The 25,172-nt window shown below is 64.4% G+C and carries 23 protein-coding genes; 12 read left to right on the top strand and 11 right to left on the bottom strand.

The annotated features are described in order from the left end of the window. Nucleotides 1–341 precede the first annotated feature (341 nt). From H3221_RS13860 to nahK, 4 genes are all read left to right on the top strand, one after another. A complete protein-coding gene (locus H3221_RS13860; protein WP_196475017.1) occupies nucleotides 342–1,526 on the top strand; it encodes a porin in 1,185 nt (394 codons plus the stop codon). Between the two features lie 73 nt (nucleotides 1,527–1,599). Next, nucleotides 1,600–1,992: a hypothetical protein gene (locus H3221_RS13855; RefSeq protein ID WP_196475016.1), complete on the top strand. Its 393-nt coding sequence runs from the start codon at nucleotides 1,600–1,602 to the stop codon at nucleotides 1,990–1,992. Between the two features lie 261 nt (nucleotides 1,993–2,253). Then, nucleotides 2,254–3,417: a nitric oxide-sensing protein NosP gene (gene nosP / locus H3221_RS13850; RefSeq protein WP_196475015.1), complete on the top strand. Its 1,164-nt coding sequence runs from the start codon at nucleotides 2,254–2,256 to the stop codon at nucleotides 3,415–3,417. Then, nucleotides 3,347–5,989 carry a hybrid sensor histidine kinase/response regulator NahK/ErcS' gene (gene nahK / locus H3221_RS13845; RefSeq protein ID WP_196475014.1) on the top strand — a complete coding sequence of 881 codons (2,643 nt, stop codon included), beginning with the start codon at nucleotides 3,347–3,349 and terminating at the stop codon, nucleotides 5,987–5,989. Before nosP ends, nahK begins: the two co-directional genes overlap by 71 nt. Nucleotides 5,990–6,123: 134 nt before the next feature. Here the strand turns inward: nahK and H3221_RS13840 are convergent, their stop codons facing one another. The 7 genes from H3221_RS13840 to H3221_RS13810 form a co-directional block, all read right to left on the bottom strand. Then, nucleotides 6,124–6,543 carry a GNAT family acetyltransferase gene (locus tag H3221_RS13840; protein ID WP_196475013.1) on the bottom strand — a complete coding sequence of 140 codons (420 nt, stop codon included), beginning with the start codon at nucleotides 6,541–6,543 and terminating at the stop codon, nucleotides 6,124–6,126. Between the two features lie 194 nt (nucleotides 6,544–6,737). Continuing rightward, nucleotides 6,738–7,403 (bottom strand): response regulator transcription factor, encoded by a 666-nt coding sequence (locus H3221_RS13835; protein WP_017363255.1) that lies wholly within the window; start codon nucleotides 7,401–7,403, stop codon nucleotides 6,738–6,740. Nucleotides 7,404–7,426: 23 nt separating this feature from the next. Further along, nucleotides 7,427–8,002 (bottom strand): PQQ-dependent catabolism-associated CXXCW motif protein, encoded by a 576-nt coding sequence (locus H3221_RS13830; RefSeq protein ID WP_196475012.1) that lies wholly within the window; start codon nucleotides 8,000–8,002, stop codon nucleotides 7,427–7,429. A gap of 246 nt (nucleotides 8,003–8,248) precedes the next feature. Further along, nucleotides 8,249–9,040, bottom strand: a complete 792-nt coding sequence (locus H3221_RS13825; RefSeq protein ID WP_196475011.1) for an ABC transporter permease — start codon at nucleotides 9,038–9,040, stop codon at nucleotides 8,249–8,251. After that, nucleotides 9,040–9,861, bottom strand: coding sequence for an ABC transporter ATP-binding protein (locus tag H3221_RS13820; RefSeq protein ID WP_196475010.1), 822 nt, complete (start codon nucleotides 9,859–9,861; stop codon nucleotides 9,040–9,042). The genes H3221_RS13825 and H3221_RS13820 overlap by 1 nt, the downstream gene beginning before the upstream one ends. After that, entirely contained in the window at nucleotides 9,858–10,823 is a 966-nt protein-coding gene (locus H3221_RS13815) for a YVTN family beta-propeller repeat protein (protein ID WP_196475009.1), read from the bottom strand. The genes H3221_RS13820 and H3221_RS13815 overlap by 4 nt, the downstream gene beginning before the upstream one ends. Nucleotides 10,824–10,965: 142 nt before the next feature. Next, the gene (locus H3221_RS13810) at nucleotides 10,966–12,144 is read right to left on the bottom strand and encodes an ABC transporter substrate-binding protein (protein ID WP_196475008.1); all 1,179 of its coding nucleotides are present in this window, start codon (nucleotides 12,142–12,144) and stop codon (nucleotides 10,966–10,968) included. Nucleotides 12,145–12,390: 246 nt separating this feature from the next. On the opposite strand from H3221_RS13810, the gene H3221_RS13805 reads away from it, so the two are divergent. The 3 genes from H3221_RS13805 to H3221_RS13795 are packed head-to-tail and all read left to right on the top strand — an operon-like array spanning nucleotide 12,391 to nucleotide 14,754. After that, nucleotides 12,391–12,828 carry a cupredoxin domain-containing protein gene (locus tag H3221_RS13805; RefSeq protein ID WP_196475007.1) on the top strand — a complete coding sequence of 146 codons (438 nt, stop codon included), beginning with the start codon at nucleotides 12,391–12,393 and terminating at the stop codon, nucleotides 12,826–12,828. A 13-nt stretch (nucleotides 12,829–12,841) separates the two neighbouring features. Continuing rightward, nucleotides 12,842–14,107: a HAMP domain-containing sensor histidine kinase gene (locus H3221_RS13800; protein WP_196475006.1), complete on the top strand. Its 1,266-nt coding sequence runs from the start codon at nucleotides 12,842–12,844 to the stop codon at nucleotides 14,105–14,107. Beyond that, nucleotides 14,104–14,754 (top strand): response regulator, encoded by a 651-nt coding sequence (locus H3221_RS13795; protein ID WP_196475005.1) that lies wholly within the window; start codon nucleotides 14,104–14,106, stop codon nucleotides 14,752–14,754. The genes H3221_RS13800 and H3221_RS13795 overlap by 4 nt, the downstream gene beginning before the upstream one ends. 48 nt (nucleotides 14,755–14,802) lie before the next feature. On the opposite strand, the gene H3221_RS13790 is transcribed toward H3221_RS13795, so the two are convergent. The 3 genes from H3221_RS13790 to exaA all read right to left on the bottom strand — a co-directional run bounded on the left by H3221_RS13790 (nucleotide 14,803) and on the right by exaA (nucleotide 18,855). Continuing rightward, nucleotides 14,803–15,666, bottom strand: a complete 864-nt coding sequence (locus tag H3221_RS13790) for a methyltransferase domain-containing protein (RefSeq protein ID WP_224490604.1) — start codon at nucleotides 15,664–15,666, stop codon at nucleotides 14,803–14,805. 508 nt (nucleotides 15,667–16,174) lie between these two features. Beyond that, nucleotides 16,175–16,828 carry a pentapeptide repeat-containing protein gene (locus tag H3221_RS13785; RefSeq protein WP_196475004.1) on the bottom strand — a complete coding sequence of 218 codons (654 nt, stop codon included), beginning with the start codon at nucleotides 16,826–16,828 and terminating at the stop codon, nucleotides 16,175–16,177. Nucleotides 16,829–16,992: 164 nt separating this feature from the next. Further along, nucleotides 16,993–18,855: a quinoprotein ethanol dehydrogenase gene (gene exaA / locus H3221_RS13780; protein ID WP_196475003.1), complete on the bottom strand. Its 1,863-nt coding sequence runs from the start codon at nucleotides 18,853–18,855 to the stop codon at nucleotides 16,993–16,995. Between the two features lie 329 nt (nucleotides 18,856–19,184). Here exaA and pedF point away from each other — a divergent pair, with 329 nt between their 5' ends. The 4 genes from pedF (at nucleotide 19,185) to H3221_RS13760 (ending at nucleotide 22,299) form a co-directional block, all read left to right on the top strand. After that, a complete protein-coding gene (gene pedF, locus H3221_RS13775) occupies nucleotides 19,185–19,607 on the top strand; it encodes a cytochrome c-550 PedF (protein ID WP_196475002.1) in 423 nt (140 codons plus the stop codon). A gap of 64 nt (nucleotides 19,608–19,671) precedes the next feature. After that, nucleotides 19,672–20,544: a substrate-binding periplasmic protein gene (locus H3221_RS13770; protein ID WP_196475100.1), complete on the top strand. Its 873-nt coding sequence runs from the start codon at nucleotides 19,672–19,674 to the stop codon at nucleotides 20,542–20,544. A gap of 21 nt (nucleotides 20,545–20,565) precedes the next feature. Continuing rightward, nucleotides 20,566–21,315 carry a quinoprotein dehydrogenase-associated SoxYZ-like carrier gene (locus H3221_RS13765; RefSeq protein WP_196475001.1) on the top strand — a complete coding sequence of 250 codons (750 nt, stop codon included), beginning with the start codon at nucleotides 20,566–20,568 and terminating at the stop codon, nucleotides 21,313–21,315. Nucleotides 21,316–21,369: 54 nt separating this feature from the next. Next, on the top strand, nucleotides 21,370–22,299 hold the full coding sequence (locus H3221_RS13760) for a quinoprotein relay system zinc metallohydrolase 1 (protein ID WP_196475000.1): 930 nt from the start codon (nucleotides 21,370–21,372) through the stop codon (nucleotides 22,297–22,299). 189 nt (nucleotides 22,300–22,488) lie between these two features. Here the strand turns inward: H3221_RS13760 and H3221_RS13755 are convergent, their stop codons facing one another. Further along, nucleotides 22,489–22,875: a hypothetical protein gene (locus tag H3221_RS13755; RefSeq protein WP_196474999.1), complete on the bottom strand. Its 387-nt coding sequence runs from the start codon at nucleotides 22,873–22,875 to the stop codon at nucleotides 22,489–22,491. Nucleotides 22,876–23,092: 217 nt separating this feature from the next. Between H3221_RS13755 and H3221_RS13750 the strand changes: the two genes are divergently transcribed. Further along, entirely contained in the window at nucleotides 23,093–24,868 is a 1,776-nt protein-coding gene (locus H3221_RS13750; RefSeq protein WP_196474998.1) for a methanol/ethanol family PQQ-dependent dehydrogenase, read from the top strand. Nucleotides 24,869–25,172: the final 304 nt, after the last annotated feature.

The raw sequence follows: 25,172 nt of genomic DNA, 5'->3' as shown, positions 1-25,172 counted from the left end.
TCATATCACGCGACTCCGCGCGAATTTCCCATGCCCTTTTGTGCAGGCGACCCGTCCCGCGGTGAAGCCCTTTGCTGTCGCGTCGCCGTCGCTGCTCTTGCGGCGCTGCTGCTGCGGTTTCGCTCTTGTGGTCTTCCTACGCCCTTGGGCTGATCCGGTACTACGACCTTTCTCCCACTACCGGTAGCAGGTCGGTCGCGAGCCGGCGGAAGCGAGCCGGTAGCGCTCGGCCAAAGCAGCAGCGAACCACTGCCAAGGCAGCGTATGGCGCGCCGGACCTGCTTTCGATAATCGCCTCCGACACGACTGCCCTGGCGGTCGCCACTCAAGCGGAGAGCGTTATGCACAACAACAAGATCGCCATCACTCGACTTCTGCCCCTGACCCTGGCCACTGCCGTCGCGCTGGCGACTGCGCAGCAGGCTGCCGCCGAGATCGTCCTGTACGACAAGGACGACACCACGTTTTCCACCGACGGCTATATCAACGCCTTCTATGTCAACAGCGACGTGGATCGTGACGGCGAGCAGTTCGACCGTCGCCAGTCGCGGGTGAAGATGGGCTTTCTGCCCAACTGGATCGGCTTCAACTTCGGCAAGCAGATCGACGATCTGAAACTGACCGGCCGCTCGTCCTTCTGGGTCACCATCAACGACAGCGAAACCAACGGCACCGATACCGCCATCGACGTTCGCCAGTTTTACGGCACCGTTTCCAACCCGGAGTGGGGCGAGGTACTGGTGGGCAAGGACTTCGGTCTGTTCTCGCGCTCCAACATCTTCCTCGACGAACTGCTGGCCGGTTACGGCAATGTCTCCGACACCCTCGGTCTGGTGGACGGCACCGGCGTGTCCTTCGGCAACATCGGCACCGGCTATCCGTACCCGTTCCCGACTTCGCAGATCACCTACCGCAACAACAACCTGGCCGAAGGCCTGCGTGTCGCGGTCGGCATCATGGACCCGGTCGACACCAACGACGACAGCGCCACGGGCAAGGCCTACCAGGAAAATCCGCGCTTCGAATCGGAAGTCAGCTACCAGTTCGACGTGGGTGGCTCGACCATCTACACCTGGGTCAACGGTGCCTACCAGACTTCCGAGAACACCGATGACACCGTCGACAGCGTAACTTCCAAGGGCCTGGGTTATGGCGTGCAGGCCAAGTTCGGCGGCCTGTCGCTGACCGGTTCGGGTTTCCAGGCCAAGGGCATCAACCCGTTCTTCACCAACAACCTGGGCGAGCCGACCCTGCGTGATATCGACAGCGACGGTTACCTGCTGCAGGGCTCCTACACCTGGGGCAAGAACCGCGTGGCGTTGTCCTACGGCAAAACCGAGGACGACGGCAACGGCCTGGGCGTGGCGGCGGACTACGAGACCCGTGGCATCGCCTACTTCCGCACCATCAACGACAACCTCAAGCTGGTCGCCGAGTACAACCAGTACCAGATCGATGCCGCCGCAGGCAGCGGTCTGAACGAGGACACCGACACCTTCGCCGTCGGTGCGGTACTGAGCTGGTAAGTAACGCGGCTTGCAGATGACGGGAGGCCCGAGGGCCTCCCGTTCTTTTTAGGGATCGAAAGAGAAAAACCTGATGATCGGACTCTGGAGCGAATCGGCTCAATCCTACCTGCTGATGCTGGCGGTCAGCACCACGCTGGTCTTCGCGCTGCCCATCTTCCTCGTGCCGCTGACCTGGGCCCGTTTGATGCGCTGGCGCATTCCGCAGGACATCGACCTGGCGGTGTATTTCGGACGCTGCCTGGGCGCCTTCATCCTTATCGTCGAGGCCCTGATGCTGCGCGCCGCGCTGACCGGCGAAGCGCTGCACACTACCTTCGAGATTCTGGCAGCGGTGGCCCTGTTGATGGTGCTGGTGCACGTACACGGCGCGCTCAGGCGCATTCAGCCGTGGACGGAAACCCTGGAGATCGCCTTCTACGCCGGGATGTTCGTGCTGACCCTGATGTTCTGGCCGGCTCTGTAAGAGCGCTGGTGCGCACGGCGCACCCTACACAAGCATGGCGGCGTCCCAGGTAGGGTGCGCCGTGCGCACCAGCGATCCCGACCTATTGAATTGCAGCTTGCGCTCGAGCCAAGCACGGCATGATCAAGGTGGTGGCGTGCGTCGCGTACTGCTTCGCGAGTACGCCCTACGGATCGACTACCCAGTACTCAAGTAGCATGGGGCCGCCAGCGCAGGCTTCGTAGAATTTCCCCACGAACAGCAGGTGCATTGGGGCGTGATATGGCCTTGCAACAGTCCGAAGGCGTACTCAGCGCCTTATCCAGCACGAAGGACGTGGAATTGGCCGCTCAGGAACTGGCACGCCAGCTGATCCACCCTTATCTCGGCTTCGTGTTGTTCTTCTGCTCGGCCGAGTACGACCTCGACGGGCTCGGCCAGGCGCTTGAAGCACACTTCGGCGGTGTCAGCCTGGTTGGTTGCACCAGCGCTGGCGAGATCACGCCGCAGGGCTACGGGCGTGGTTGTGTGGTGGCGCTGGGCTTCGACCTGCGCTGCTTTTCCATTGCCAGCGTGCTGATCGACGAGATGGAACGCTTCAATCTGCTCGATGCGCAGCAGCTGGTCGATGGCCTGGTCAAGTCCTGCCGCAGCAACGAACTGGCTTCGATCAAGGGTCACAGTTTTGCCCTGACCCTGCTCGACGGCCTGTCCAGCCGCGAAGAACTGGTGCTCGGCGCACTCAGTGCAGCGCTAGGCAGCATCCCGCACTTCGGCGGGTCGGCCGGCGACGACAACCACCTGACCCACACTCACGTCTATCACGGCGGCCGCTTTCACAGCGGCGCGGCGGTGGTGGTGCTGTTCAACACCTGGCTGGAGTTCGAGGTGTTCAGCACCCATCACATCCAGCCCCGTGAGGAAAAACTGGTGGTGACCCGCGCCGACAGTGCCACGCGCCGGGTGTACGAACTCAATGCCGCGCCGGCCGCTCAGGAATATGCCGACCTGATCGGCGTGCCGGTCAAGGCGCTGGATCTGCGAGCCTTCGCCGCTTACCCGCTGGCGGTACGGATCAGTGATCACTATTACGTACGCTCGATCCAGCAGGTGCATGACGACCTCAGCCTGACCTTCTACTGCGCGGTGGAGAACGGCATCGTCCTCACCGCCATGCATCCTGGGCCGCTGCTGCCCAACCTGCAGCAGCTGTTCGCCGGGCTCGAGCAGCGCCTCGGTCCGCTGCTGCTGACCATCGGCTGCGACTGCTTCCTGCGCCGCCTGGAGATCGAGAACGATGGCGGCGTCGAGTCGGTCGCCACACTGCTGCGCCAGCAGCGGGTGATCGGCTTCAACACCTATGGAGAGCAGTTCAATGGCATGCACATCAACCAGACCTTCACCGGTGTCGCCATTGGCCGACCTGTTGGACGTGGCGAGCGCTGAGCTGCAGGCCCACTGTGCGGCGCTGGAGCAGGAGAACGCCAAGCTCAAGCGCATCAATGCCGCGCTGATCGAGCGGGTCGAGTCGATCCACTCGCGGGGCGACGATGCCTACGCGGCCTTCCAGCACTCGGTGGTGCTCTCCGAGCAGGTGCGTGAGCGTACCGACGCGCTGAACCAGGCGATGGCCGAACTGAAATCCAGCAACCAGCTGCTCAGCGATGCGCGGCTGCGTGCCGAGACCGCCCACCAGCACCTGATCGACGCCATCGAGAGCATCTCCGACGCCTTCGTGCTGTTCGATGATCGTCAGCGCATCGTGCTGTTCAACAGCCGCTTCAAGGCACTGTGGGCGCGCAGCCGCGCGCGCATCGGTACCGGCACACGGCTGGAAGAGATTCGCCGCCTGAGCCGCAGCACCGGCCTGGTGGTGGAGGCGCAACTGGGCAAGGAGGGCGAGCCGAGCCTGTTCCGCCTGCAGGACGGGCGCTGGGTGCAAGTCAGCGAACGACCGACCCGCGAAGGCGGGCTGGTGATCCTCTATACCGACATCACCGAGGTGAAGCAAAGCGAGGCGCTGCGCCGCGAGCAGGCCCTGGCGCAGAAGTCACGCCTGCTGCAGCGCGCCGTCGACAACCTGTCGCAGGGCATGGCCATGGTCAGTGCCGAGGGCGCGCTGGAGTTGTGGAATCACCGTTTTCTCGAACTCTGCGGCCTGGCGCCGATCAACGCCCATCGGCCGTTCGCCGAAGTCATGGCGGAAAGCGAGCTGCAGCTACTGACCCCGGACAGCCGAGATGCCGTCGGCAAACCGCTGCGCCAGGTGGAGGTGCGCCTGTTCGATGGGCGCATGCTCGAAGTGCGCACCCATCCGCTGCCTACCGGCGGCTTCGTCAACACCTTCACCGATATCACCGAGCGTCATCGCCAGGCCCAGGCGCTGAGCGATAGCGAGCGCTGGATTCGCCTGATCACCGACCACGTGCCGGCGCTGATCGCCTACCTGTCGGCCGACCTGGTCTACGAGTTCACCAACAAGGTCTACGAGGAATGGTACTGCTGGCCACGCGGCGCCATGCTCGGCCAGAGCTTGCGCGACGTGCACAGCGAGGAGCATTGCCAGCGCCTGGAGCCTTACGTCGAGCTGGCCCTGTCCGGCGAGAGCGTGACCTTCGAGTTCGCCGAAACCAACCACAACGGTCAGGAGCGCTACATGCTGCGTTCCTACGTGCCCAACCGCCAGGCCAGCGGCGAGGTGGTCGGCATCTTCGTGCTGATCCGCGACATCACCGAGCGCCGCCGCACCGCCGAGGCGCTGCACCAGGCCTACCAGCACCTGGAGCAGCGCGTGCGCGAGCGTACCGCCGAGCTGACCACGGTGAACGACCAGTTGCGCCGCGAGATCGATGAGCGCACGCAGATGGAGGCGCGCCTGCGTGAGGCCAAGGGTGAGGCCGAGCAGGCCAACCTGTCCAAGACCAAGTTCCTCGCTGCCGTCAGCCATGACCTTCTGCAGCCGCTCAATGCCGCGCGACTGTTCACCAGTGCCTTGCTGGAGAAGCGCGATCTGTCCGGCTGCGCGCCGCTGGTGCGCAACGTCAGCAACTCACTGGAAGACGTCGAGAGCTTGCTCGGGACGCTGGTGGACATCTCCAAACTCGATGCCGGGGTGATCAAGCCGGATATCGCGCCGTTTGCCGTCAGCGAGCTGCTGGAGAACCTGGCCGCCGAGTATCACCAGATCGCCGGTAGTGAGGGTTTACGTCTGGACTACCTGCCCAGCTCGGCTCTGGTGCGCAGCGATGTGCAACTGCTGGCGCGCATCCTGCGTAATTTCCTCAGCAACGCCATTCGCTACACCGCCCGCGGGCGCATTCTGCTGGGCTGCCGACGGCGCGGCAACAGCCTGTCCATCGAGGTCTGGGACACCGGCATCGGCATCGCCCAGGACAAGCGGGTGGAAATCTTTCAGGAGTTCAAACGCGGCGACAACGTGCAGCGCAAGCAGGATCGCGGTCTGGGCCTGGGTCTGGCGATCGTCGAGAAAATCGCGCGCATGCTCGGCCACCGCATCCGCGTAGCGTCGCAGCTGGGCAGAGGGTCGATGTTCGCCGTGGAAGTGCCGCTGACCCGTCGCGCCCCGCGCGCGCGCGCCGTGCAGGACAGCCCGGACCAGTTGCTCGAACGCCTCAGCGGTGCGCGGGTCTGGGTGCTGGATAACGATGCGGCGATCTGCGCTGGCATGCGCACCCTGCTCGAGGGCTGGGGCTGTCGGGTGGTCACGGCGCTGAGCGAAGAAGACCTGGCGCGCCAGGTGGACAACTACCACGCCGAGGCCGACCTGCTGATCGCCGACTACCACCTCGATGACGAGCGCAATGGCGTCGATGCCGTTGCGCAGATAAACGCCCGACGCAGCGCACCGCTACCGGCACTGATGATCACCGCCAACTACAGCAACGAACTCAAGCAGCAGATGCGTGAGCTCGGCCACAGCCTGCTGCACAAACCGGTACGGCCGATGAAGCTGAAGGCGGCGATGAGTCACCTGATGGAGCGCGGGGTGGGGGCTTGAAATGGTCGTTCGCCCCGGTGCGCACGGCGCACCCTGCGATGCCCTTGTGCGACGCCCTCCACGCAGGCGACCTCGATCCCGTAGGGTGCGCTGCGCGCACCGAGGCGAGTCCGTAGCCCGGTGATCCTGCGTTATCAATCATCTGCGATCAGGCGTTTGCCCAGGCTGACCGAGGCATCGACCTTGTAGCCAAGCCGCTCGTAGAAGGCCAAAGCTGCCGCGTTGGTGTCGCGCACCTGCAGGCTGAGCTTGGGGCAGCCCAGGGCCAGCAACTGTTCTTCGATATACACCATCAACTGACGGGCCAAGCCCTGCTGGCGTTGCTGCGGGCACACCGCCAGGTAGTTGACCCAGCCGCGATGCCCTTCGTAACCGGCCATGGCCGAGGCCACCAGCCTGCCGTCGATCTCACCCACCAGAAACAGCTCGGGTTGCACCTGCAGCTTGCGCTGGATGTCCTTGTGCGGGTCGTTCCAGGGGCGGACCAGGTCGCAGCGTTGCCAGAGGTCGACGACGGCGGCTTCGTCGCAGAGCTGGAAGGGGCGGATGTGCATGGTGAACTCCATCAGAACCAGTGCAAAGCCTGCTGCCAGAAACGCAGGCATTCAGGCAAAACCGCCGTTTTAGCACGGGTTGATGACGGGCGTCAGGACAACCTCGTCCGTCACTCCCGCGAAGGTGGGAGCCCAGGTGCTTCTCGGTTTCTGGCTTCCTACCTGCGCAGGAATCACAGCCAAGCTATCGGGTGCTAACGCCGCAGGTAGGAGGCGAAGTCGATATCGCCGGCCGAGAGAATCGCCTGTACGCGGTTGTGTACGCCGAGCTTGCGCAGAATGGCCGAGACGTGGGCTTTGACCGTAGTTTCGGCGATATCCAGGCTGTAGGCGATCTGCTTGTTCGACTCGCCCTTGGTCATGCGTTCGAGTACCAGCAGTTGCTTGCGCGTCAGCGCCTGCAGCAGTTCCGGGGCGATGCTGTGGTTGTCGTGGTGCTGGCGTGAGCTGCCGCTCTTCTGCGAGCGGATGATGTCCGGCGGCAGGTAGACGTTGCCGTCGAGAATCTGCGCGATGGCGTCGGTCATCTGCGCGCGTGGCGAGGACTTGGTGATGAAGCCCACTGCGCCATAGGTGATGGCCTGCAGCACGATCTGCTTGTCCTGCTCGGCCGAGACGATCACCACCGGAATGGTCGGTGCCTCGTTGCGCAGGTTCATCAACCCGCCCAGGCCGTGCATGCCGGGCATGTTCAGGTCGAGCAGGATCAGGTCCAGGTCGTCGTGGCTCTGGGTCAGTTCCAGGGCACTGTCCAGATCGGCGGTTTCCATGATCTCGCTGCCGGGAAAACCGTCGGCGATGACGTTGTGGATGGCTTCACGAAACAGCGGATGATCGTCGGCAATCAGAATCTTGTACATGGCCTTGCACCTCGTTGTTGTGATTATGGGGTGGCGGTGGGCGTGAGGAAAGCGGCAGGCAATTCGGCAGGTTGGGCGGGCACCAGAGGCAGGCCGGCCTGTTCCCAGGCATCGACGCCGTCACGGTACCAGTAGAGCTGGCGATAGCCCATGGCATGGGCGCGGCGCGCGGCGTTCCAGCTCAACCAGCAATCGGAGCGGCAGTAGAATACGAAGGGTTGGCGCATATCGCCACGGCTCTGCTGGTGCAGGTAGTAGGTGAAGTAGCGATGCCATTGCGGAGCCAGGTTGCCGTCGCCGGCATTGGCCAGCCACAGACTGCCGGGCAGGTTGGCGTGGGGCGCGTCCTCGATGAAGCGTCCTTGCACCCAGGGGCGACGGTAGACATCGATCAGGCGGGTATCCGGGCGCTCGGCGAGCAGCTTCTGCAGGGCGGGAGTATCGACAATCTGCACGCCTTCCAGGCGGGCTGGCGTGGGGCTGCGGTACTGGTTGCTGCGATAGCCATCGGCATCGAACAGCTCTTCGGCACGCACGATGCAGACCAGCAGCAGGGAGGCGAACATCAGGCCCGCTTGCACGGGCAGACGGTACTTCATGGCAAGGTCTCTACTTATTGTTGTACCGGTATTACAGGCCATGGTCGCAGGCTTGGGAATTCTACGTTGGAGAGGAAAAGCAGTACCAAAGTAGTAGAAGGGGCTGCTGGGACATGACTGCTCCCACGCTCTGCGTGGGCGCAGATGGCATGGCGCTCTGCGTCGGTTCTGACTGACCGGCAGGATCGACGCCGGACGCGGAGCGTCCTGGGATCGTTCCCACGCGGAGCGTGGGAACGATCATGATCAGCCCACCTTGCGCAGCGCCGCATGCTGCGGGTTGAAGCTGGCTACGGCGAGCAATGTCAGCAGCGCGCTGAGGCCGGCACAGATCAGCAGTGCATCGAGGTGCAGGCGCAGGTAGAGCGCGTTGCGTACCAGCTCCACGGCGTGGGTGAAGGGGTTGACCGCACACAGCCAGTACAGCCACTCGCTGGACTCGCGCATCTTCCACAGCGGGTACAGCGCAGACGACAGAAAGAACAGCGGGAAGATGACGAAATTCATTACCCCGGCAAAGTTCTCCAGCTGTCGTATACCGTTGGACAACAGCAGCCCCAGCGCGCTGAGCAGCAGCGCCACCAGCAGCAGCGCCGGCAGCGCGGCGAGCAGGCCCCAGACCGGTGGTTGCACGCCGTAGACCCAGGCGATGGCGAGGAAGGCATAGACCTGTAGCAGCGAGATCAGCGCTGTGGCCAGTAGCTTGGCCGCCAGCAGAAAGGCCCGTGGCAGGGGGCTGGTGAGCAGCACGCGCATGCTGCCCATTTCGCGGTCGTAGACCATCGACAGCGATCCCTGCATGCCGTTGAACAGCAGGATCATGCAGGCCAGGCCCGGCACGATGTAGGTGTCGTAAGTGATGTAGGTGTCGTAAGGCTCGATGATGGCGATGCCCAGCGCGGCACGAAAGCCTGCGGCGAACACCAGCAGCCACAATAGCGGGCGCACCAGTGCGCTGAGAAAGCGCGAGCGTTGCAGCACGAAGCGCAGCCATTCGCGCAGGACGATGCCGCGCAGGCATTCCCAGTAAGCGGTCATCAGCGAACACCTCGCGTAGGGTGCGCCGTGCGCACCGGGGCCGTTTCATTATCGCCAACGTCGTCGGCGCGTTTCGGCCGCCGCGCCTCGCGCACATGGCCACGGCCCAGCGCCTCGTCGCCGGTCAGGCGGGCGAAGCTGATGGCCAGGTCATCGCCGAACTGGCTGGCCTTGCCCCAGGCCACACGCTCGCCACGGTGCAGGATCAGCAGGTCGTCGCTGGACTCGATCTCGTCCAGCAGATGGGTCGTCCACAGCACGCACAGGCCCTGCTCGCGGCACAGGTTGCGTACGTGCCGGCCCAGCGCCAGGCGGCTGGCCGGGTCGAGCCCGGCGCTGGCCTCGTCGAGCAGCAGCAGGCGCGGCTGGTGGAGCAGGGCACGGGCGATCTCCACGCGACGCCGGTGGCCGCCATTGAGCGTGCGCACCTTGTCGTGGCGACGTTCGGCGAGATCCTGGCGCAGCAGCTCCTCGTCGATGCGCACCTGCGCCTCGCGGCGCGGCATGCCGTGCAGCGAGGCGTGATAGGCGAGGTTCTGCTGCACCGACAGGTCGAGATCCAGCGTGCTCTGCTGGAACACCACGCCAAGCTGGCGCAGCGCCTGGCGCGGTTCGTCGCGCAGGCTGTGGCCGAAGATGCGGATATCGCCCTGCTGCAGGTCATACAGACGGGTGAGCAGGGCGATCAGCGTGGACTTGCCGGCGCCGTTGGGCCCGAGCAGGGCGCCGAAGCGCCCCGGCGCCAGCTCGAAGGCCAGGTCGTTGAGCGCCTGGCGCGCGCCATAGGCGAAACCGACGCCGCTCACCTCCAGGGCGTTCATGGCGTTACCACCACGCCCCAGGGGTAGCGACCGACCTTGATCGACTTGGTCACCTTGAGACTGTCGACGTCGATCACCGACACATCACCGCTGACGCCGTTGGTGGTCAGCAGGCGCTTCTGGTCCGGGGTGAACGCCATGTGCCAGACGCGCCGGCCCACCAGCAGGTAGTCGAGAATCTCGAAGGTCCCGGCATCCACCACCGCCACATGGTTGGCCGGGCCGAGGGCGACGAAGGCGTATCTGCCATCGTCCGAAAGCTTCACGCCCACCGGCTGTACCTTGTCCGGGTGCACACCCTTGATGGCGAAGTTGAGCACCCTGAGCACCTGGCGCGAGTCCACATCCAGCACCGTCACCGTGCCGCCAATCTCGGCCGAGGCCCACAGGCGTTTGCCGTCCTTGTCGAACTCGACGTGGCGCGGGCGCTGGTCGACCAGGGTGTTGTCCACCAGTTGCTGGGTGCGGGTGTCGATCCAGTGCAGCATGTTGGTGGTTTCGCTGGTGTTGACCGCCCACTTGCCGTCCGGGCTTACCGCCATGCCTTCGGGCTCCACACCCACGTCGATCTGCGCCAGCACCTCGTCGCTCTGCGCGTCGACCACCGTTACAAGGGCATCGTCCTCGTTGGAGATGTACAGCCAGCGGTCGTTGGGGTGCAGGGCGAACTGCTCGGGGTCGGCGCCGGAGGGCAGCTCCTTGATGAGGGTGCGCGTGGCCAGGTCCATCACCTGCACACGATCCGAGTCGCTGGCGCAGATGTACAGAAGCCTGTTGTCGGAAGACAGCAGCAGCCCGCGCGGGCGCATACCGACGTCGAGAGTAGCGGTGACTTCGAGGCTGTCGAGGTCGATGACGCTGATGCTGTCATCCTTTTCGTTGGACACGTAGGCGGTGGCGGCGAAGGCCGAGTGGCAGACCAGGCCGAAGGCGACGGCGCAGGCCAGACGGGTCAGGCGCATGGGGTTGATCCTCTTGTTGTTGTCGGGGCGAAGGCGTTGGCCTGTGCGCATGCTCCCCTCTCCCATTTATGGGAGAGGGGACAGAGTTTCTGTGCCTGCGGTCATCACCTTCCACAGGCCAATCGTGCTGAATATTCAACCGCTAAGGCGTACCCGCCAGATCGCAGCTCACCTCAGGCCGGTCGTAGCCGAGGCTGTCCATTTCGTTGCTGGGATGGAGAAAACCGTCTTGCGGCGAAGTGCTGACCAGCGCGCGCGGGTGCACCAGCGGGATCGGTTGGCGCAACTCACCGTTCCACGGGCGGAAGCTCAGCTTGCGGCCCTTGAAGCCGTCCAGCGGTAGGTCGGCGGACAGCGCCAGGTTGCGAATGGCCTGCGGCTCGGCAGCGCGCAGCTTGGTCACGGCGGTGGCGATGCTGCGCACGGCCATCCAGGCGGCGAAGTCGCGGTCGTTCATCCAGCGCCCGGCCAGTGCCTCGAAGCGTTTCTGCAATTGCGCGGCACCGAAGGTTTCCACCGTCTTGTGCCAGGCGGTCGGGGTCAGGCCCTGGGTGCCGGCTACCGGGCGCGGATACCAGGTGTTGTAGGGCAGGTACTCGCCGAAGTCGCCACGTTCGTCGGCCACCAGCACCGCGTCGTAGTCGCTGGCCTGGGTAAACAGCGGCATGTCCGCCTGGGCGCTGCGCCGTTGGTCGTTGTCGAAGCTCCACGGCTTTTCGGCGACGATCTTGTGGCCGAAGCGTTTGGCGGCGCGCTTTAGCGCGTCGGCGTAGGCGATGTCGTCCGCGGTGGTGCCGGTCACCAGCAGCCAGCGCGTCCATTTGCGCACGGCGAGAAATTGCGCCAGGGCGTCGGCCAGCATCGCGCGGCTGGGCAGGGTGTGCAGCACGTTGCCCAGACATTGCTCGCGGCGCAGGCCGTCGTCGGCGCTGCCGGCATTGAACAGCAGGCTGTCCGGCAGGCGTTCGCTGAGCTGGCGCAGGGTGGCGGCGGGGGCGTTGACCACGAACAGGCGGATGCCGGCCTGGTGCAGGCGTTCGGCAGCGGCGAGCACGTCACTCGTCTCCGCGCTTTCGGCGCTTTGCAACTCGAACTGCTGCTTGAGAAAACGCCCGGTGCTGTTGCTGTCGATGATCGCCAGTTCGGCGCCACGGCGGCCGGCGTCGGCGGGTTCAGGAATGACGTTGGAGAGCAAAGGGCCGCGTGGCGGTAGATGCGCCAGGTAGCCGATACGTACCTGCAAGTCGTTCGCGCTGGCGCCGGCCGCCACGCCAAATGCGGCGGCGAGGCAGAACAACAGGCGGCAACTGATGCGGTGCATGGGGCGACTCCTGCAGAGGGTGTCGCCAGCATAGGAAGCGCCATCGGCTCGGGAAATATGCCCAAGGTAGTGCCGGGCACGTACGAAGGTAGTAGTTCGCACGGTCGCAAGGGCTGCGGTGGAGCGGCGGCGGGCCGGGAAATATGCCCAAAGTACCAGTGCGTCAGTACCAAGGTAGTACCCCGGCGCAGGCCGTTACTTCCTAGCATGGCAGGCAATGTCCAATAACAAGAACAGGTGAACGCCATGCGTATTTTCAAGGCCCTGCTATTGCCGCTGCTGTTGATCATCAGCCTGCTCGGTGTCGACCAGTTGCACGCTGCCGGCGACATGACCCGACGCCCGCTGACGTTGCCTGATCTGGTGCTGGGCAGCGACGACAGCGACTACTCCATGTCGCAGACCGAATACCAGCTGGAAACCGGCCAGGCCTACCAGCTCAAGATCATCTCCAGCGGGCAGAAGGAATACGCCTTCCAGGCGCCGGAGTTCGCCACGTCCATCTACCTGCGCAAGGTCGAAGCCGGCGGCGTGGAGGTGAAGGCCGTCACCCTTACCGAACTGGAGTTCGAGGACGCCGGCGAGGCGGAGATCTTCTTCCTGCCGGTCAAACCGGGCAAATACCGCTTCTACGCCAAGGGTCTGGAAGGCAAGGGCATGCTCGGCCACTTCGTGGTCAAGTAGCGGGGGCAAGTAGATGACTGCCCTGGGCCGCATCAACCTCGGCGTCAGCCTGCTGTTCGTGCTGGTGACCCTGGCCGGGTTGGCGCTGCTGCTGCGCCAGGCCAGCCATGATGTGCAGCGCGAGTTGCAGGCCGCCGAAGCGGTGGTGGAATACCTCGGTGAGGTGGCGCGCAGCAACCCCGGCAGCCTGCGCCCTGAGCTGACCAAGAACCTGCGGCATATCCGTGTGAGCTGGCTGCGCCCGGGCGATCAACCCGAGGCGCAGAGTGAGAGCACCGTCGAACGCTGGATCGCCGAACGCTTGCTGGGCTCCTCGTCGCTGGTGACTCACGTCTGGCCGCTGGCCGATGACCGCGAGCTGCACATCGCCCTCGATCCTTATGACGAGATCGAGGAAATCCATGACTCGCTGCTGCAACTGCTGCTGCTCAGTGCCTTCGCCCTGATCCTCAGCCTCCTGACCATCCGCTTTGCCGTATGCCGTGCCCGGCGTGTGCTGGACGAGTTGCTCGTCGGCTTGCGTGAAGTCGGTGCCGGCCACTTTGATGCCCGCCTGCGCGATCACGGCCTGGCCGAGGCCGGGCATCTGGCGGCGCACTTCAACGACATGGCCGTCACCCTGCAGCAGGTACAGGCGGACAACGCCGAGCTGACCCAGGCGCTGCTGGAGCTGCAGGAGCGTGAGCGCACACGCCTCGGCCAGACGCTGCATGACGACCTGGGCCAATACCTCAGCGGCATTCGTGCCCAGGCTTGCCTGCTCAAGGTGATCGCCGATCAACCACAACAGGTGCAGGACACCGCACGCCTGCTGGACGACAACTGCGAGCGCCTGCAACAGGGCTTTCGCAGTCTGATTCGTGATCTCTACCCGGTGGTACTGGAACGTCTTGAATTGGGCCCGGCGCTGCAGCAACTGGCCGTCGATTGGCAGCAGGCGCAAGGCATTCGCTGCCAGCTGCAATTGGGCGAGCGATTGCCGAGTTTGCCGCTGGCGAGCAAGGCCCATCTCTATCGCCTGGTGCAGGAGGCGCTGACCAACGTCGCCCGCCATGCCGATGCCAGTGAGGTACGCATTCGCCTGCAACGCCGGGGTCATGGGCTGCGCTTGCTGGTGCGTGATAACGGCCAGGGCACCGCACTGCCGCTGCGCCCCGGCATCGGTCTGCGCTCGATGCGCGAGCGCAGCCGCAGCCTCGGTGGCGAGCTGCGCTTGCACAGTCGCCCGCAAGCCGGTTGGGCGCTGTGCCTGAACATTCCCTTGGAGGCGATGCGATGAAGGTTTTGTTGGTGGACGATCACGCCGTGGTGCGCCAGGGCTATGCCAGCCTGCTGCGCGCGCTGTTGCCGGATGTGCAGTTGCGCGAGGCCTGCGACGGCGAACAGGCCCTGCTGCGGGTGCAGGAAGAGATTCCAAACCTGGTGATCATGGACATCGGCCTGCCCGGCATCAGCGGCCTGGAAACCACCCGCCGCCTGCGCCAGCGCCTGCCGCAACTGCGAATCCTGTTCTTCAGCATGCACGACGAACTGCCCCTGGTGCGCCAGGCACTGGACGTCGGTGCCATCGGCTACCTGACCAAGAACTCGTCACCGGAAGTGCTGGTGGAAGCGGTCAAACGCACCGCCGCCGGCCACGCCTATATCGAACAGCAACTGGCCACCCAGCTGGCCTGCAACCCCACCAGCAGCGACGGCCTCGACCCACGGCTGCGCGAACTGACCCAACGCGAATTCGAAATCTTCGTCATGCTCGCCCGCGGCCTGCCACCTCGGCAGATCGCCGAGAAACTGTGCATCAGCGCCAAGACCCTGTCCAACTACCAGACTCTGGTGAAGAACAAACTGCAGATCGCTTCGCAGGCGGAGCTGGTGCACCTGGCCATCGAGAGCGGCTTGGTGCGGGTAGGGTTGGAGAGTGCTTGATAGCGTTGAGCCGCGGCAGTTCAGGCAATCACATGGCCCGGCCGGGGTTCAACAGGTCGGACGACTGGCTTCGAAGCTGATGGCATAGCTGTCCTTCTGCGGTTTTTGCCTGTAGCGGTAGTTCCCGGAAACCACGATATCCGTGAATCCGGCTGCCCGTAAGGCAAATGCCAGCTCCTCGATGCCCCACCAGCGCAGGTGAAAGAGATCGAGCTCCGTACCCATCAGCGCGCCATCGCGCCAGTGCTCGTATCTCAGGTAGGAGAGAGAGGTCTGCGCCACATGATCCATTTCCGGAGGCGGGGCGGTCAGCGTGAGCAGGTCGCCATTCTCTGCCTTCCAGCTACGGACGTGGCTGTTGACCTCGAAGAAGCTACTAATCGGATCGATATCCAGCATCATCTTGCCCCCGGGCAGTAGATGATCGTGGAAGCGCTTGAGCACGTTCAGGGCGCTGGTAACATCGGTGATCAACTGGAAAGAGCCAGCCGGCATAATGATGGCTGCGAAATCTTTGTCGTAGGAGAACGTGTCGAACATCTGGCACGTCAGTGGGGTTGCCAATTGCCGGCTGAGGCATTCCTGCCTGCAGTGCCCGAGCATCTCCTGCGAGGCGTCGAAGCCTTCGATAGCGAGGCCCGTTTCAAGCAGGGGAACGAATATCCGGCCATTGCCGACGGCAGGCTCGAGGATGGGGCCGTCCAGCCCGGCCAGGCGCTGTTGGTAATACTCCAGATCACCGAACGAGCGACCAATGGGTTTGTCCAGGTGATACACCCAGGCGGCGAGTTTTCCATACTTGTTCATGCACTGTCCTAGTGTCGTGAAATGATTCTTGTCGTGGTTGGCTGTCGCGCGAATGCGCTGATAGTCCTCGCAGCTGCAAGCCACCTTGGGTGGTGTGCGTGACACACCAGGCAATCCGGCCAACGGAATTCGGGGAACAGGCCACGATCAGCGAGTGCGGGATTGAGCACAGCGATAGCCTCGATAGCGCGTTCTGGGTGTCGCTGCGGTTGATCCAGTCTACCGGACTGGGGGCGTTCTGAAAGTGCGCTGAACACGCTACGAGTGGATCGGCGTTGGCGCGTTCGGAGTGTCTCTTGATCGTTCCCACGCGCTGCGTGCTCATGCAGCCCTCGACGCTCCGCGTCCGCTTGTAGGTCGTGGCGCATAGGCGGCCTGGCGACGCAGAGTGTCGCGGGCTAGCTCCCACGCGGGAGCGCGGGAGCCATATGTCGCTTGCCCTTGCCTCACTCACCGCCGTCCCTCACCACCTGCCAAACCGTATTCGCTGGGGATGCGAATGGCAGTGCGGTGCTCAGGGCAGTCGCAGCGCGGGTGCAACCCGCCGGAACGCGCTCTGTTGGTGGGCTGACGCGGATCGCCGCCCGGCCAACCCTGTCTGGTTTGCGGGCACTCAGTCCCACCCCTTTGGGCATTGCACGCAGCCGGGCATGTTGGCGCCCTGGAAGTTGCCGAAGCGAACCCGTGCGCCAGTGAGGTTGGCGTTTTCCAGGTTGGAGCCGCCGAGCTTCACCTCTTGCAGGTTGGCGTCTTCCAGGTGCGCGCCCTTGAGGTCGGCCTTGCTTAGCCAGGTCATCTCCAGATTGGCCGCCTGCAACTGGACGTTGTGCAGCTTGGCGCCGGAGAGACGGGCGAACTCCAGGTTGGCAGCGCGCATGTCGGCGCCTTCGAATTGCGCTGCCTGGGCAAACAGGCCCCAGCCGCCGATGGCGACCAGGCTGGCGCCGGAGAGGTCGGCCAGGCGCAGGTTGCTCTGTTGCAGGCTGGCGCGGGTGAGGTTGGCGCCGCGTAGCCTGGCCTTTTCCAGATTGGCCAGGTCGAGGTGGGTATGGCGCAGGTCGGCGCCGGAAAGATCAGCCCCGGACAGGTTCATGCGGCGCATGTCGAGGTTGCGCAGGTCGGCACCGCGCAGGTCGGCGTTCGGACATTGGCTGTCGGGCTCGATGCGGCAGCCGTTGATCTCTGGCACGCCGTCGCTCTCGGCGCCGATGGCGTGGCTGCCGAGTACCAGCAGCAGGACCGGGATAAGCAGGGGCAGGTAGTTCATGGCGAGTCCTCGGGGGTAGTGCCTGATTCACTTCGCGGCTGAAGCGGAGCTCCTACGGGAACGGGTAGGGTGCGCCGTGCGCACCGCGGGTGAATGCGATAACCAGGTGGCTGTGAAAAGCGGATACGCATGGCGCACCCTGCGGTGCGCCATGCGTTCGACCTTTAGCGTTTGGCGCTGGCGTTATCCCAGCTCGGCAGCTTGAACACCCAGAAGGAACCGCCCTGAGCGACCGGCTTGGTCAGCTCGGCCATGTCGCCGCCCCACAGCGGCACAGCGCCGCCGTAGCCAGCGGTCACGCCGATGTACTGCTCACCGTCCTGTTCCCAGGTGACGGGCGGGGAGATGATCCCGGTGCCGACCTGGAACTTCCACAGCTCCTTGCCGTTCTTGGCATCGAAGGCCTTGAAGTAGCCGTCGCCGGTGCCGGTGAACACCAGGTTACCCTTGGTGGCCAGTACGCCGGCCCACAGCGGCAGGCGCTCCTTGTGCTCCCAGGCGACCTTGCCGGTGGTCGGGTTCATCGCGCGCAGGATGCCGACGTGGTCGTCGAACAGGCGCTTGATGCGAAAGCCCATGCCCAGGTAGGCGGAACCCTTCTTGTAGGTGGCTTCTTCGGCCCAGTAGTCCTCCTTCCAGTGGTTGGCCGGTACGTAGAACAGGCCGGTGTCCTGGCTGTAGGCCATGGGGTTCCAGTTCTTGCCGCCAAGGAAGGGCGGGGAGACCTCGATCACTTCACCCTTGCTTTCGCCGGGCTTGGGCTTCGGCGGGCGCTGGCCTTCGTTTTCGACCGGGCGCCCGGTTTCCAGATCGATGTGGCTGGCCCAGGTGATCTTGTCGACGAAGGGGAAGGCGTTCTTCAGTTTGCCGTTGGCACGGTCGACCACGTAGAAGAAGCCGTTGCGGTCGGCGTGGGCGGTGGCCTTGGTGACCTTGCCGTCCTTGTCCTTGTAGTCGAACAGCACCAGCTCGTTGTTGCCGGAGAAGTCCCAGGCATCGTTCGGGGTGTGCTGGTAGAACCACTTCACTTCACCGGTGGTGGGGTCGACGCCGACCTGTCCGGAGGTGTACAGGCTGTCGTAGTCCTTGGGATTACCGCCGTCGCTGGTGCGCGCCCAGCCGTTCCAGGGTGCCGGGTTGCCAGCGCCGATGATGATGGTGTTGGTTTCGGCATCGAAACTGGCGCTCTGCCACGGCGCGCCGCCGCCTTGGCTCCAGGCTTCCTTCTTGCCGGTCGGATGGTTGGGATCATCCGGCCAGCTCGGCGCCTTGACGTCACCGGTCGGGGTGCTGTCCTTGCCGTTCAGGCGACCCATGTGGCCTTCGACGAACGGACGCATCCAGACTTCCTCGCCGGTATCCGGGTCGCGGGCGAACAGGCGGCCGACCACGCCGAATTCGTCACCGGAGCTGCCGTGGATCAGCAGCACCTTGCCGCTCTTGCCGTCCTTCACGATGGTCGGCGCACCGGTCATGGTGTAGCCGGCAGCGTGATCACCGAACTTCTTGTTCCAGACCACCTTGCCGGTGTCCTTGTTCAGCGCCACGACGCGGGCGTCGAGGGTGCCGAAGTAGATCTTGTCGCCATAGATGGCGGCGCCACGATTGACCACGTCGCAGCACGGGCGGATGTCGTCGGGTAGGCGATGGCTGTAAGTCCACAGGCGCTTGCCGGTCTTGGCATCCAGGGCGAAGACCCGCGAGTAGGAGCCGGTCACGTAGACCACGCCGTCGTGGATGATGGCCTGGGATTCCTGGCCGCGCTGTTTCTCGTCACCGAAGGAGTAGCTCCAGGCCGGCGTCAGCTTGAACACGTTTTCGGCGTTCACCTGAGCCAGCGGGCTCCAGCGCTGGGCATTGGTGCCCAAGCCGTACTGCAGCACGTTGCTGGTGGTGGTGTGGTCGTTGGCGATGTCGTCCCAGGTGACCGGCTTGGCGAACGCGGCCTGGCTCAGCGTCAGGCCGCCGGCCAGCATCAGGGCAAGCGCCAGGGGGCGTGGGGTGCTGGGTAGGTTTCTTGTTGTCATCGTTGTGCTTCCCATTGGAGGTGGTAGGTCGCTGCAGTGGCACCGTGAGAACGCGATGCTGGAGAGGTTCTGCAGTGGCAAGCCGATGGTGGTACCCGGCCACCTTTGCGCCTACGGAAAAACTCCCGCCCTTGCCGGGAGGATTTCCCGGCCGGCACATGACTTGGCCTTGCTGCCAAGGCATCACGCACACCCCCACCCAAGCCCTACTACCAAGGGACTAGGGCCCGACCACCAAAGCAGCATTCGGTGCTTTGCGCGGCCTTTCTAAGATGGACGCCACGAGCTCTGAACGGGCTGTCTTACGTGCATTCGATGAGGTCCTGGCCATGAACAACAAGAAGATCCAATCCGCTCTGGCGTTGCTGCTGCTCGCTGCGTCGACCACCCTCTGGGCACACGGCGACGTGGTACCGCAAGCGGTCAACACCGATGGGCTGGAGCCCTTGGGTGAAGAGTGGCTGGACGAAAATCCCTACCGCGACAACCCGCGCGCCATCGAGATCGGCTCCTCGGCGTACAACCAGAACTGCGCTGCCTGTCATGGCCTGGAGGCCAAGTCCGGCGGTATCGCCCCGGACCTGCGTCTGCTGGAGCTGGGTGCCAGCGGTGACGAATGGTTCAAGGAGCGCGTGATCAATGGCGCGGTGCGCGATGGCCGCGTGTACATGCCAAAGATGGCCGACTTCCTCAGTCAGGAGGCGCTGTGGGCGGTGCGCAGCTACCTGGAGAGCGTACACGTCGAGGAGTAAGCGCATGAGGGTGAATCTACTGCGCTCGACTGCTCGCGTTGATTTCTTCATCAGTACCCGTGCACTGCGCCGGCTGATCCTGTCATGCAGCCTGCTGCTGTGCCTGGGCACGGCGCAGGCACAAGTACGCGACTTCGACCGCATCACCGAGTCGGGCACCCTGCGAGTAGCGCTGTACCAGAACTTTCCGCCTTACAGCTACGAGCAGGACGGCCAGCCGCGCGGCGTCGATTACGAGCTGGCCAAGGCGCTGGCCGCAGGGCTCGGCCTGAAGCTGGAGCTCATGTGGGCGCCGCCGGGTGAAAAGCTCGACGACGATCTGCGCGACTACATCTGGCGTGGCCGGGTGACCGCGCAGGGTCAGTTGGCCGATCTGATGCTGCGCGTGCCATACGACCGCGATTACGCGCAGATGCGCAATGAACTGGGCGAGCTGGTCAACGAGCGCGTGGTGATGTTCGGCCCCTACCAGCGCGAGCGCTGGCAACTGGCCTTCGACCGTCGGCGCCTGCCCGAGGTGCCGAGCATCGTTGCGTTGCGCCAGCACCCGGTCGGGGTGGAAGTCGAGAGCGTGCCCTCGTTCTACCTGAGTTCGGTGCAGGGCGGCATGCTCAGCCAGGAAACCCGTCATTACCCGACGCCGAAGCTGGCCTTCGCGGCCATGCAGGGTGGCGAGGTAGATGCGGTAATGGCCCTGCGCGGCGAGGTGGACTGGCTGCTGCACGAGGCGCACGACCCGCAACTGGCGCTGGCCGAGAACGCCTACCCGGACATGGGCCGGCAGATCTGGGACATCGGCATGGCGGTGCACGAGACCAATCGACAACTGGCCTATGCACTGGAAGAACAGCTGGAAAACCTGATTCTCGATGGCTCGCTCGAGCGCCTGTACGCGCGCTACGGGTTGCGCTACGAGAAACCAGAACAATACCAATAAGAGTCGAGCCGGAGGTGGGCGATGGATTGGCGTAGCCTGATGTTGCTGGTCCTGTTTACCTGGGCCTGGGAGGCGCGGGCGGCCGCGCCCGATCCGGTCACCTCGGTGATGTGGGACTACTACCACCAGCGTCTACTGAACGGTGAGGCCTTTGTCTTCGACGACAAGGTTCGCCTCGAGGTGCCGCCATTCGCCGAGGATGCGCGCCAGGTGCCGATCCAGATCGACGCCAGCGCTTACCGTGGCAAGGTCAAGCGCATTCTCGCCTGGGCCGAGCTCAATCCCATCCCGCGCATTCTCGACTTCGCGCCTGGCGAGCACCTGGAGCCGAGCCTGGCCATTCGCATCCGGGTCGAGCAGGCCACGCCGATTCGCGCGGCGGTGCTCACCGACGATGGCGTCTGGCATATCGGCTCGGCCCGCGTCGAGGCGGCGGGCGGTGGCTGTACTGCGCCCAGCGTGGTTCGAGCCGAGGCCGGCTGGGAGGAACGTCTGGGCCAGGTACTGGGCAAACGCTTCGTGCGCGGCGAGGACAGCCGCCTGCGCCTGCAGGTCTCGCACCCGATGGATAACGGCCTGGTTGGCGGCATCCCCGAGTTCTACATCGAACAGGCCGAACTGCGTGATCCGAACGGCCAGGTGCTGGGACGCCTCGAACTGTTCCCGGCGGTCAGTGAGAACCCGACGCTGACCTTCGACCTGCGGGGCGATCAGCAGGCCGAACTGTGGCTGCGCGACAACAACGGCAACGAATTTCAGGCCGCGTTCTAAAGGCTGCAGTTTGCAGGGTGCGCCGCGCGCACCAATCCCACCCAGGAGGCTTCCATGCGCTGGATGCTATTGATGACGTGCCTGTTCGCCAGTCTGGCTCAGGCGCTCGACTACCACCTGCAACCCCGGCAGATCGCCGATGGCGTCTGGCTGCTGGAAGGCAGTACCGATAATTTCGCTGTGGAAAACGGCGGCAATATCGTCAATATCGGCTTCATCGAAACTGCGGACGGCGTGGTGGTGATCGATACCGGCCCGTCGCGTCGTTTCGGTGAGGCGTTGCGCCAGAGCATCGAGAGAACCACTGGCAAGCCCGTGGTGCGCGTGCTGCTGACCCATCACCACCCGGATCATGTGCTGGGCAACCAGGCTTTCGCTGACGCGCCCATCGCGGCGCTACCCGAGACCACCCGGTTGCTGGCCGAGCAGGGCGATGCGATGGCAGAGAACATGTACCGCCTGGTCGGCGACTGGATGCGTGGCACCGAGGTGGTGCTGCCCACCGAAGAGATACAGGAAGGCGCACTTGCGATCGGCGACAGGCGCCTGCAACTGCTGGCGCTGCGCGGGCATACCGGCGCCGACCTGGCGATTCTCGACGAGCGCACGGGCGTGTTGTTCGCCGGCGATGTCCTGTTCTATCAGCGCGCACTGACCACGCCGAACAGTCCGGGACTGGACGTATGGCTGGCCGACCTGGATCGGCTCGAAGCGTTGCCCTGGAAGCAGATCGTGCCCGGCCACGGGCCAGTGACCACGGATGCGGCGCCGTTCGTGCAGATGCGTGATTACCTGGACTGGCTCGATGGTTTGCTGCGTGAGGGGGCGGAGCAGGGCGCGGAGATGAACGAGCTGATCCGCGCCCCCATCCCCGAGCGGTTCGCCCAGGTCAGCCTGGGTCGTTACGAGCTGATCCGCAGCGTCAGCCATCTCTACCCGCGCTACGAGCGCAACGCCATGGAGCGGTTGGATCGTCAGGATTAGAGAGTTGCGGAGTCCCCGGTGCGCACGGGGCACCCTACGCGAGCGTCTGGTTCCGTAGGGTGCGCCGCGCGCACCGGCTGCGTAACCCGGATGAAATCCGGGAGGAATATCTCTGCCATCCCCGGATTTCATCCGGGCTACGGTCTCGAAGACATCGCCGCTGAAGCGTTTCCCTCGGTATGCCGGGAGCTAAAGCTCTTCGTCGTCACGAATCAGCACGTAATGACGGCCGTGCTCGGTCTCTTCGTGGTCGTAGACGTAATACATCACCACGTCGCCCTGACCGGACTGCACGGCCACGTAGTCACCGCTGTCGGGCATGAAGAATTCCCGGGTGGCGGGCTTGGCCAGGCATTCGATATGGGCGCTGACGAAGTGCGTGGGGTCTTCTTCGCCGTAGTAGTCCTCGCGTTGGTGCGCGTCCCAGTCCTGCGGTGGCTCGAAGGCACCGGTGATCAGGACCTTGCCATCGCCCAGGTCCTGCTCTTCGGCATCCGGGTCCTGCTCGTCGGGGCGATAGACCGTACAGTCCAGCGCATCGGGATGGTTGAGGATTTCCTGGCGAGGGTGGGGCACGGGCGTCTCCGGTCAGAATGTGCGGGCGGCCAAGTGTCCGGCAAAGCGCTGGCCGCCGCAATCGCCATGATCATGGGCTGTGGGGCAGGTATTGCTACCAAGGAACGAGGAAAATCGGCTGGGGGTGCAATTGTTGGGTGGCCTGAGTGAGCCAAGAATTTGCGGCAGACCGGGAAAAATTCCCGGCAATAACAATGAACCCGCAGAGGTAGCCGCAATGAAACACGCCGGTCTTCGCCAGCCCTTCCTCCTCACCGCACTCTGTGCCGCCATGCTGTTGCCGTCCGCCGCCGCGCTGGCGGTCACCGACGCCGAGATTCTCAAGGACGCCACCACCACCGACGAGATCGTCACCAACGGCCTGGGCCTGCAGGGCCAGCGCTACAGCCCGCTGAACATCCTCAACGAGCAGAACGTCAAGGAACTGCGCCCGGTGTGGACCATGTCCTTCGGCGGCGAGAAGCAGCGCGGCCAACAGGCCCAGCCGCTGATCAAGGACGGCGTGATGTACGTCACCGCCTCCTACTCGCGGGTGTTCGCCGTCGACGCGCGTACCGGCAAGGAACTGTGGCAGTACGAGGCGCGCCTGCCGGACGACATCCGCCCCTGCTGCGACGTGATCAACCGGGGCGTGGCGCTGTACGACGATCTGGTGATCTTCGGCACCCTCGACGCCAAGCTGGTGGCGCTGAACAAGGACACCGGCAAGGTGGTGTGGCGCAAGAACGTCGCCGATCACAAGGCTGGCTACTCCATCACGGCGGCACCGCTGGTGGTGGGTGGCAAGCTGATCACCGGCGTGTCTGGTGGTGAGTTCGGCGTGGTCGGCAAGATCGAGGCTTACGACCCGAAGAATGGCGAGCTGCTGTGGAGCCGCCCGACCGTCGAAGGCCACATGGGCTACGTCTACAAGGACGGCAAGGCGGTCGAGAACGGCATCAGCGGTGGCGAGGCCGGCAAGACCTGGCCGGGCGATCTGTGGAAGACCGGCGGTGCCGCGCCCTGGCTGGGCGGCTACTACGATGCCGACACCAATCTTCTGTTCTTCGGTACCGGTAACCCGGCGCCGTGGAACTCGCACCTGCGTCCCGGCGACAACCTCTATTCGTCCTCGCGCCTGGCGCTGAACCCGGACGACGGCAGCATCAAGTGGCACTTCCAGACCACGCCGCACGATGGTTGGGACTTCGACGGGGTTAACGAGCTGATCTCCTTCGACTACCAGGAAGGCGGCAAGACCGTGAAGGCCGCAGCGACCGCCGACCGCAATGGCTTTTTCTACGTACTCGACCGCACCAACGGCAAGTTCATCCGTGGCTTCCCCTTCGTCGACAAGATCACCTGGGCCAAGGGCCTGGACAAGAATGGCCGGCCGATCTACGACGACAGCAACCGTCCCGGCTCGCCGAGCGCGAAGGAGAAGGGCAAGAGCGTGTTCTCCGCACCGGCCTTCCTCGGCGCGAAGAACTGGATGCCCATGGCCTACAGCCAGGACACAGGGCTGTTCTACGTACCGTCCAACGAGTGGGGCATGGACATCTGGAACGAGGACATCGCCTACAAGAAGGGCGCGGCCTACCTGGGCGCCGGCTTCACCATCAAACCACTCAACGAGGACTACATCGGCGTGCTGCGTGCCATCGACCCGAAAACCGGCAAGGAAGTCTGGCGCCACAAGAACTACGCGCCGCTGTGGGGTGGGGTGCTGACCACCAAGGGCAACCTGGTGTTCACCGGCAACCCGGAAGGCTACCTGCAGGCGTTCAACGCCAAGACCGGCGAGAAAGTCTGGGAGTTCCAGACCGGCTCGGGCGTGATCGGCTCGCCCGTGACCTGGGAAATGGACGGCGAGCAGTACGTCTCGGTGCTGTCCGGCTGGGGTGGTGCGGTGCCGCTGTGGGGCGGCGAGGTGGCCAAGCGCGTCAAGCACCTGAACCAGGGCGGCATGCTGTGGACCTTCAAGCTGCCGAAGGAGCTGGTGGCCAAGCGCTGATTGCTTGAGGCGTCAGACGATGGCCGGACGCTGTCCGGCCATCGTCGTTTCCGGCGCCTGCCTGCCCGCGCCGAGTCGCTGTGAAATACCTCGGCGGATTTTCTCGTTCGGGAACGCAAGACCAGGCGAACGGGTCTAGCCTTTAGCTTCCACAGCCTCGTGTCTCGCTGCCAAAAGCCCGTGCCAGAGCGCTCTTGTCGCTCTACTACCAAATGACTAGGCGATCTGTGCCATGGGCGCATACCGAGGTTCACGGGGGCTTCCTAAGATCGAACCATGACTCGCTTCCCCGATTGGCAGCGGG

Origin of the sequence: Pseudomonas chaetocerotis (genome assembly GCF_015712105.2) — a bacterium.
GTDB classification, from domain to species: Bacteria; Pseudomonadota; Gammaproteobacteria; order Pseudomonadales; family Pseudomonadaceae; genus Aquipseudomonas; species Aquipseudomonas chaetocerotis.
The sequence above is the reverse complement of the archived record's forward strand: the minus strand, read 5'-3'. Positions and strand labels throughout refer to the sequence as shown.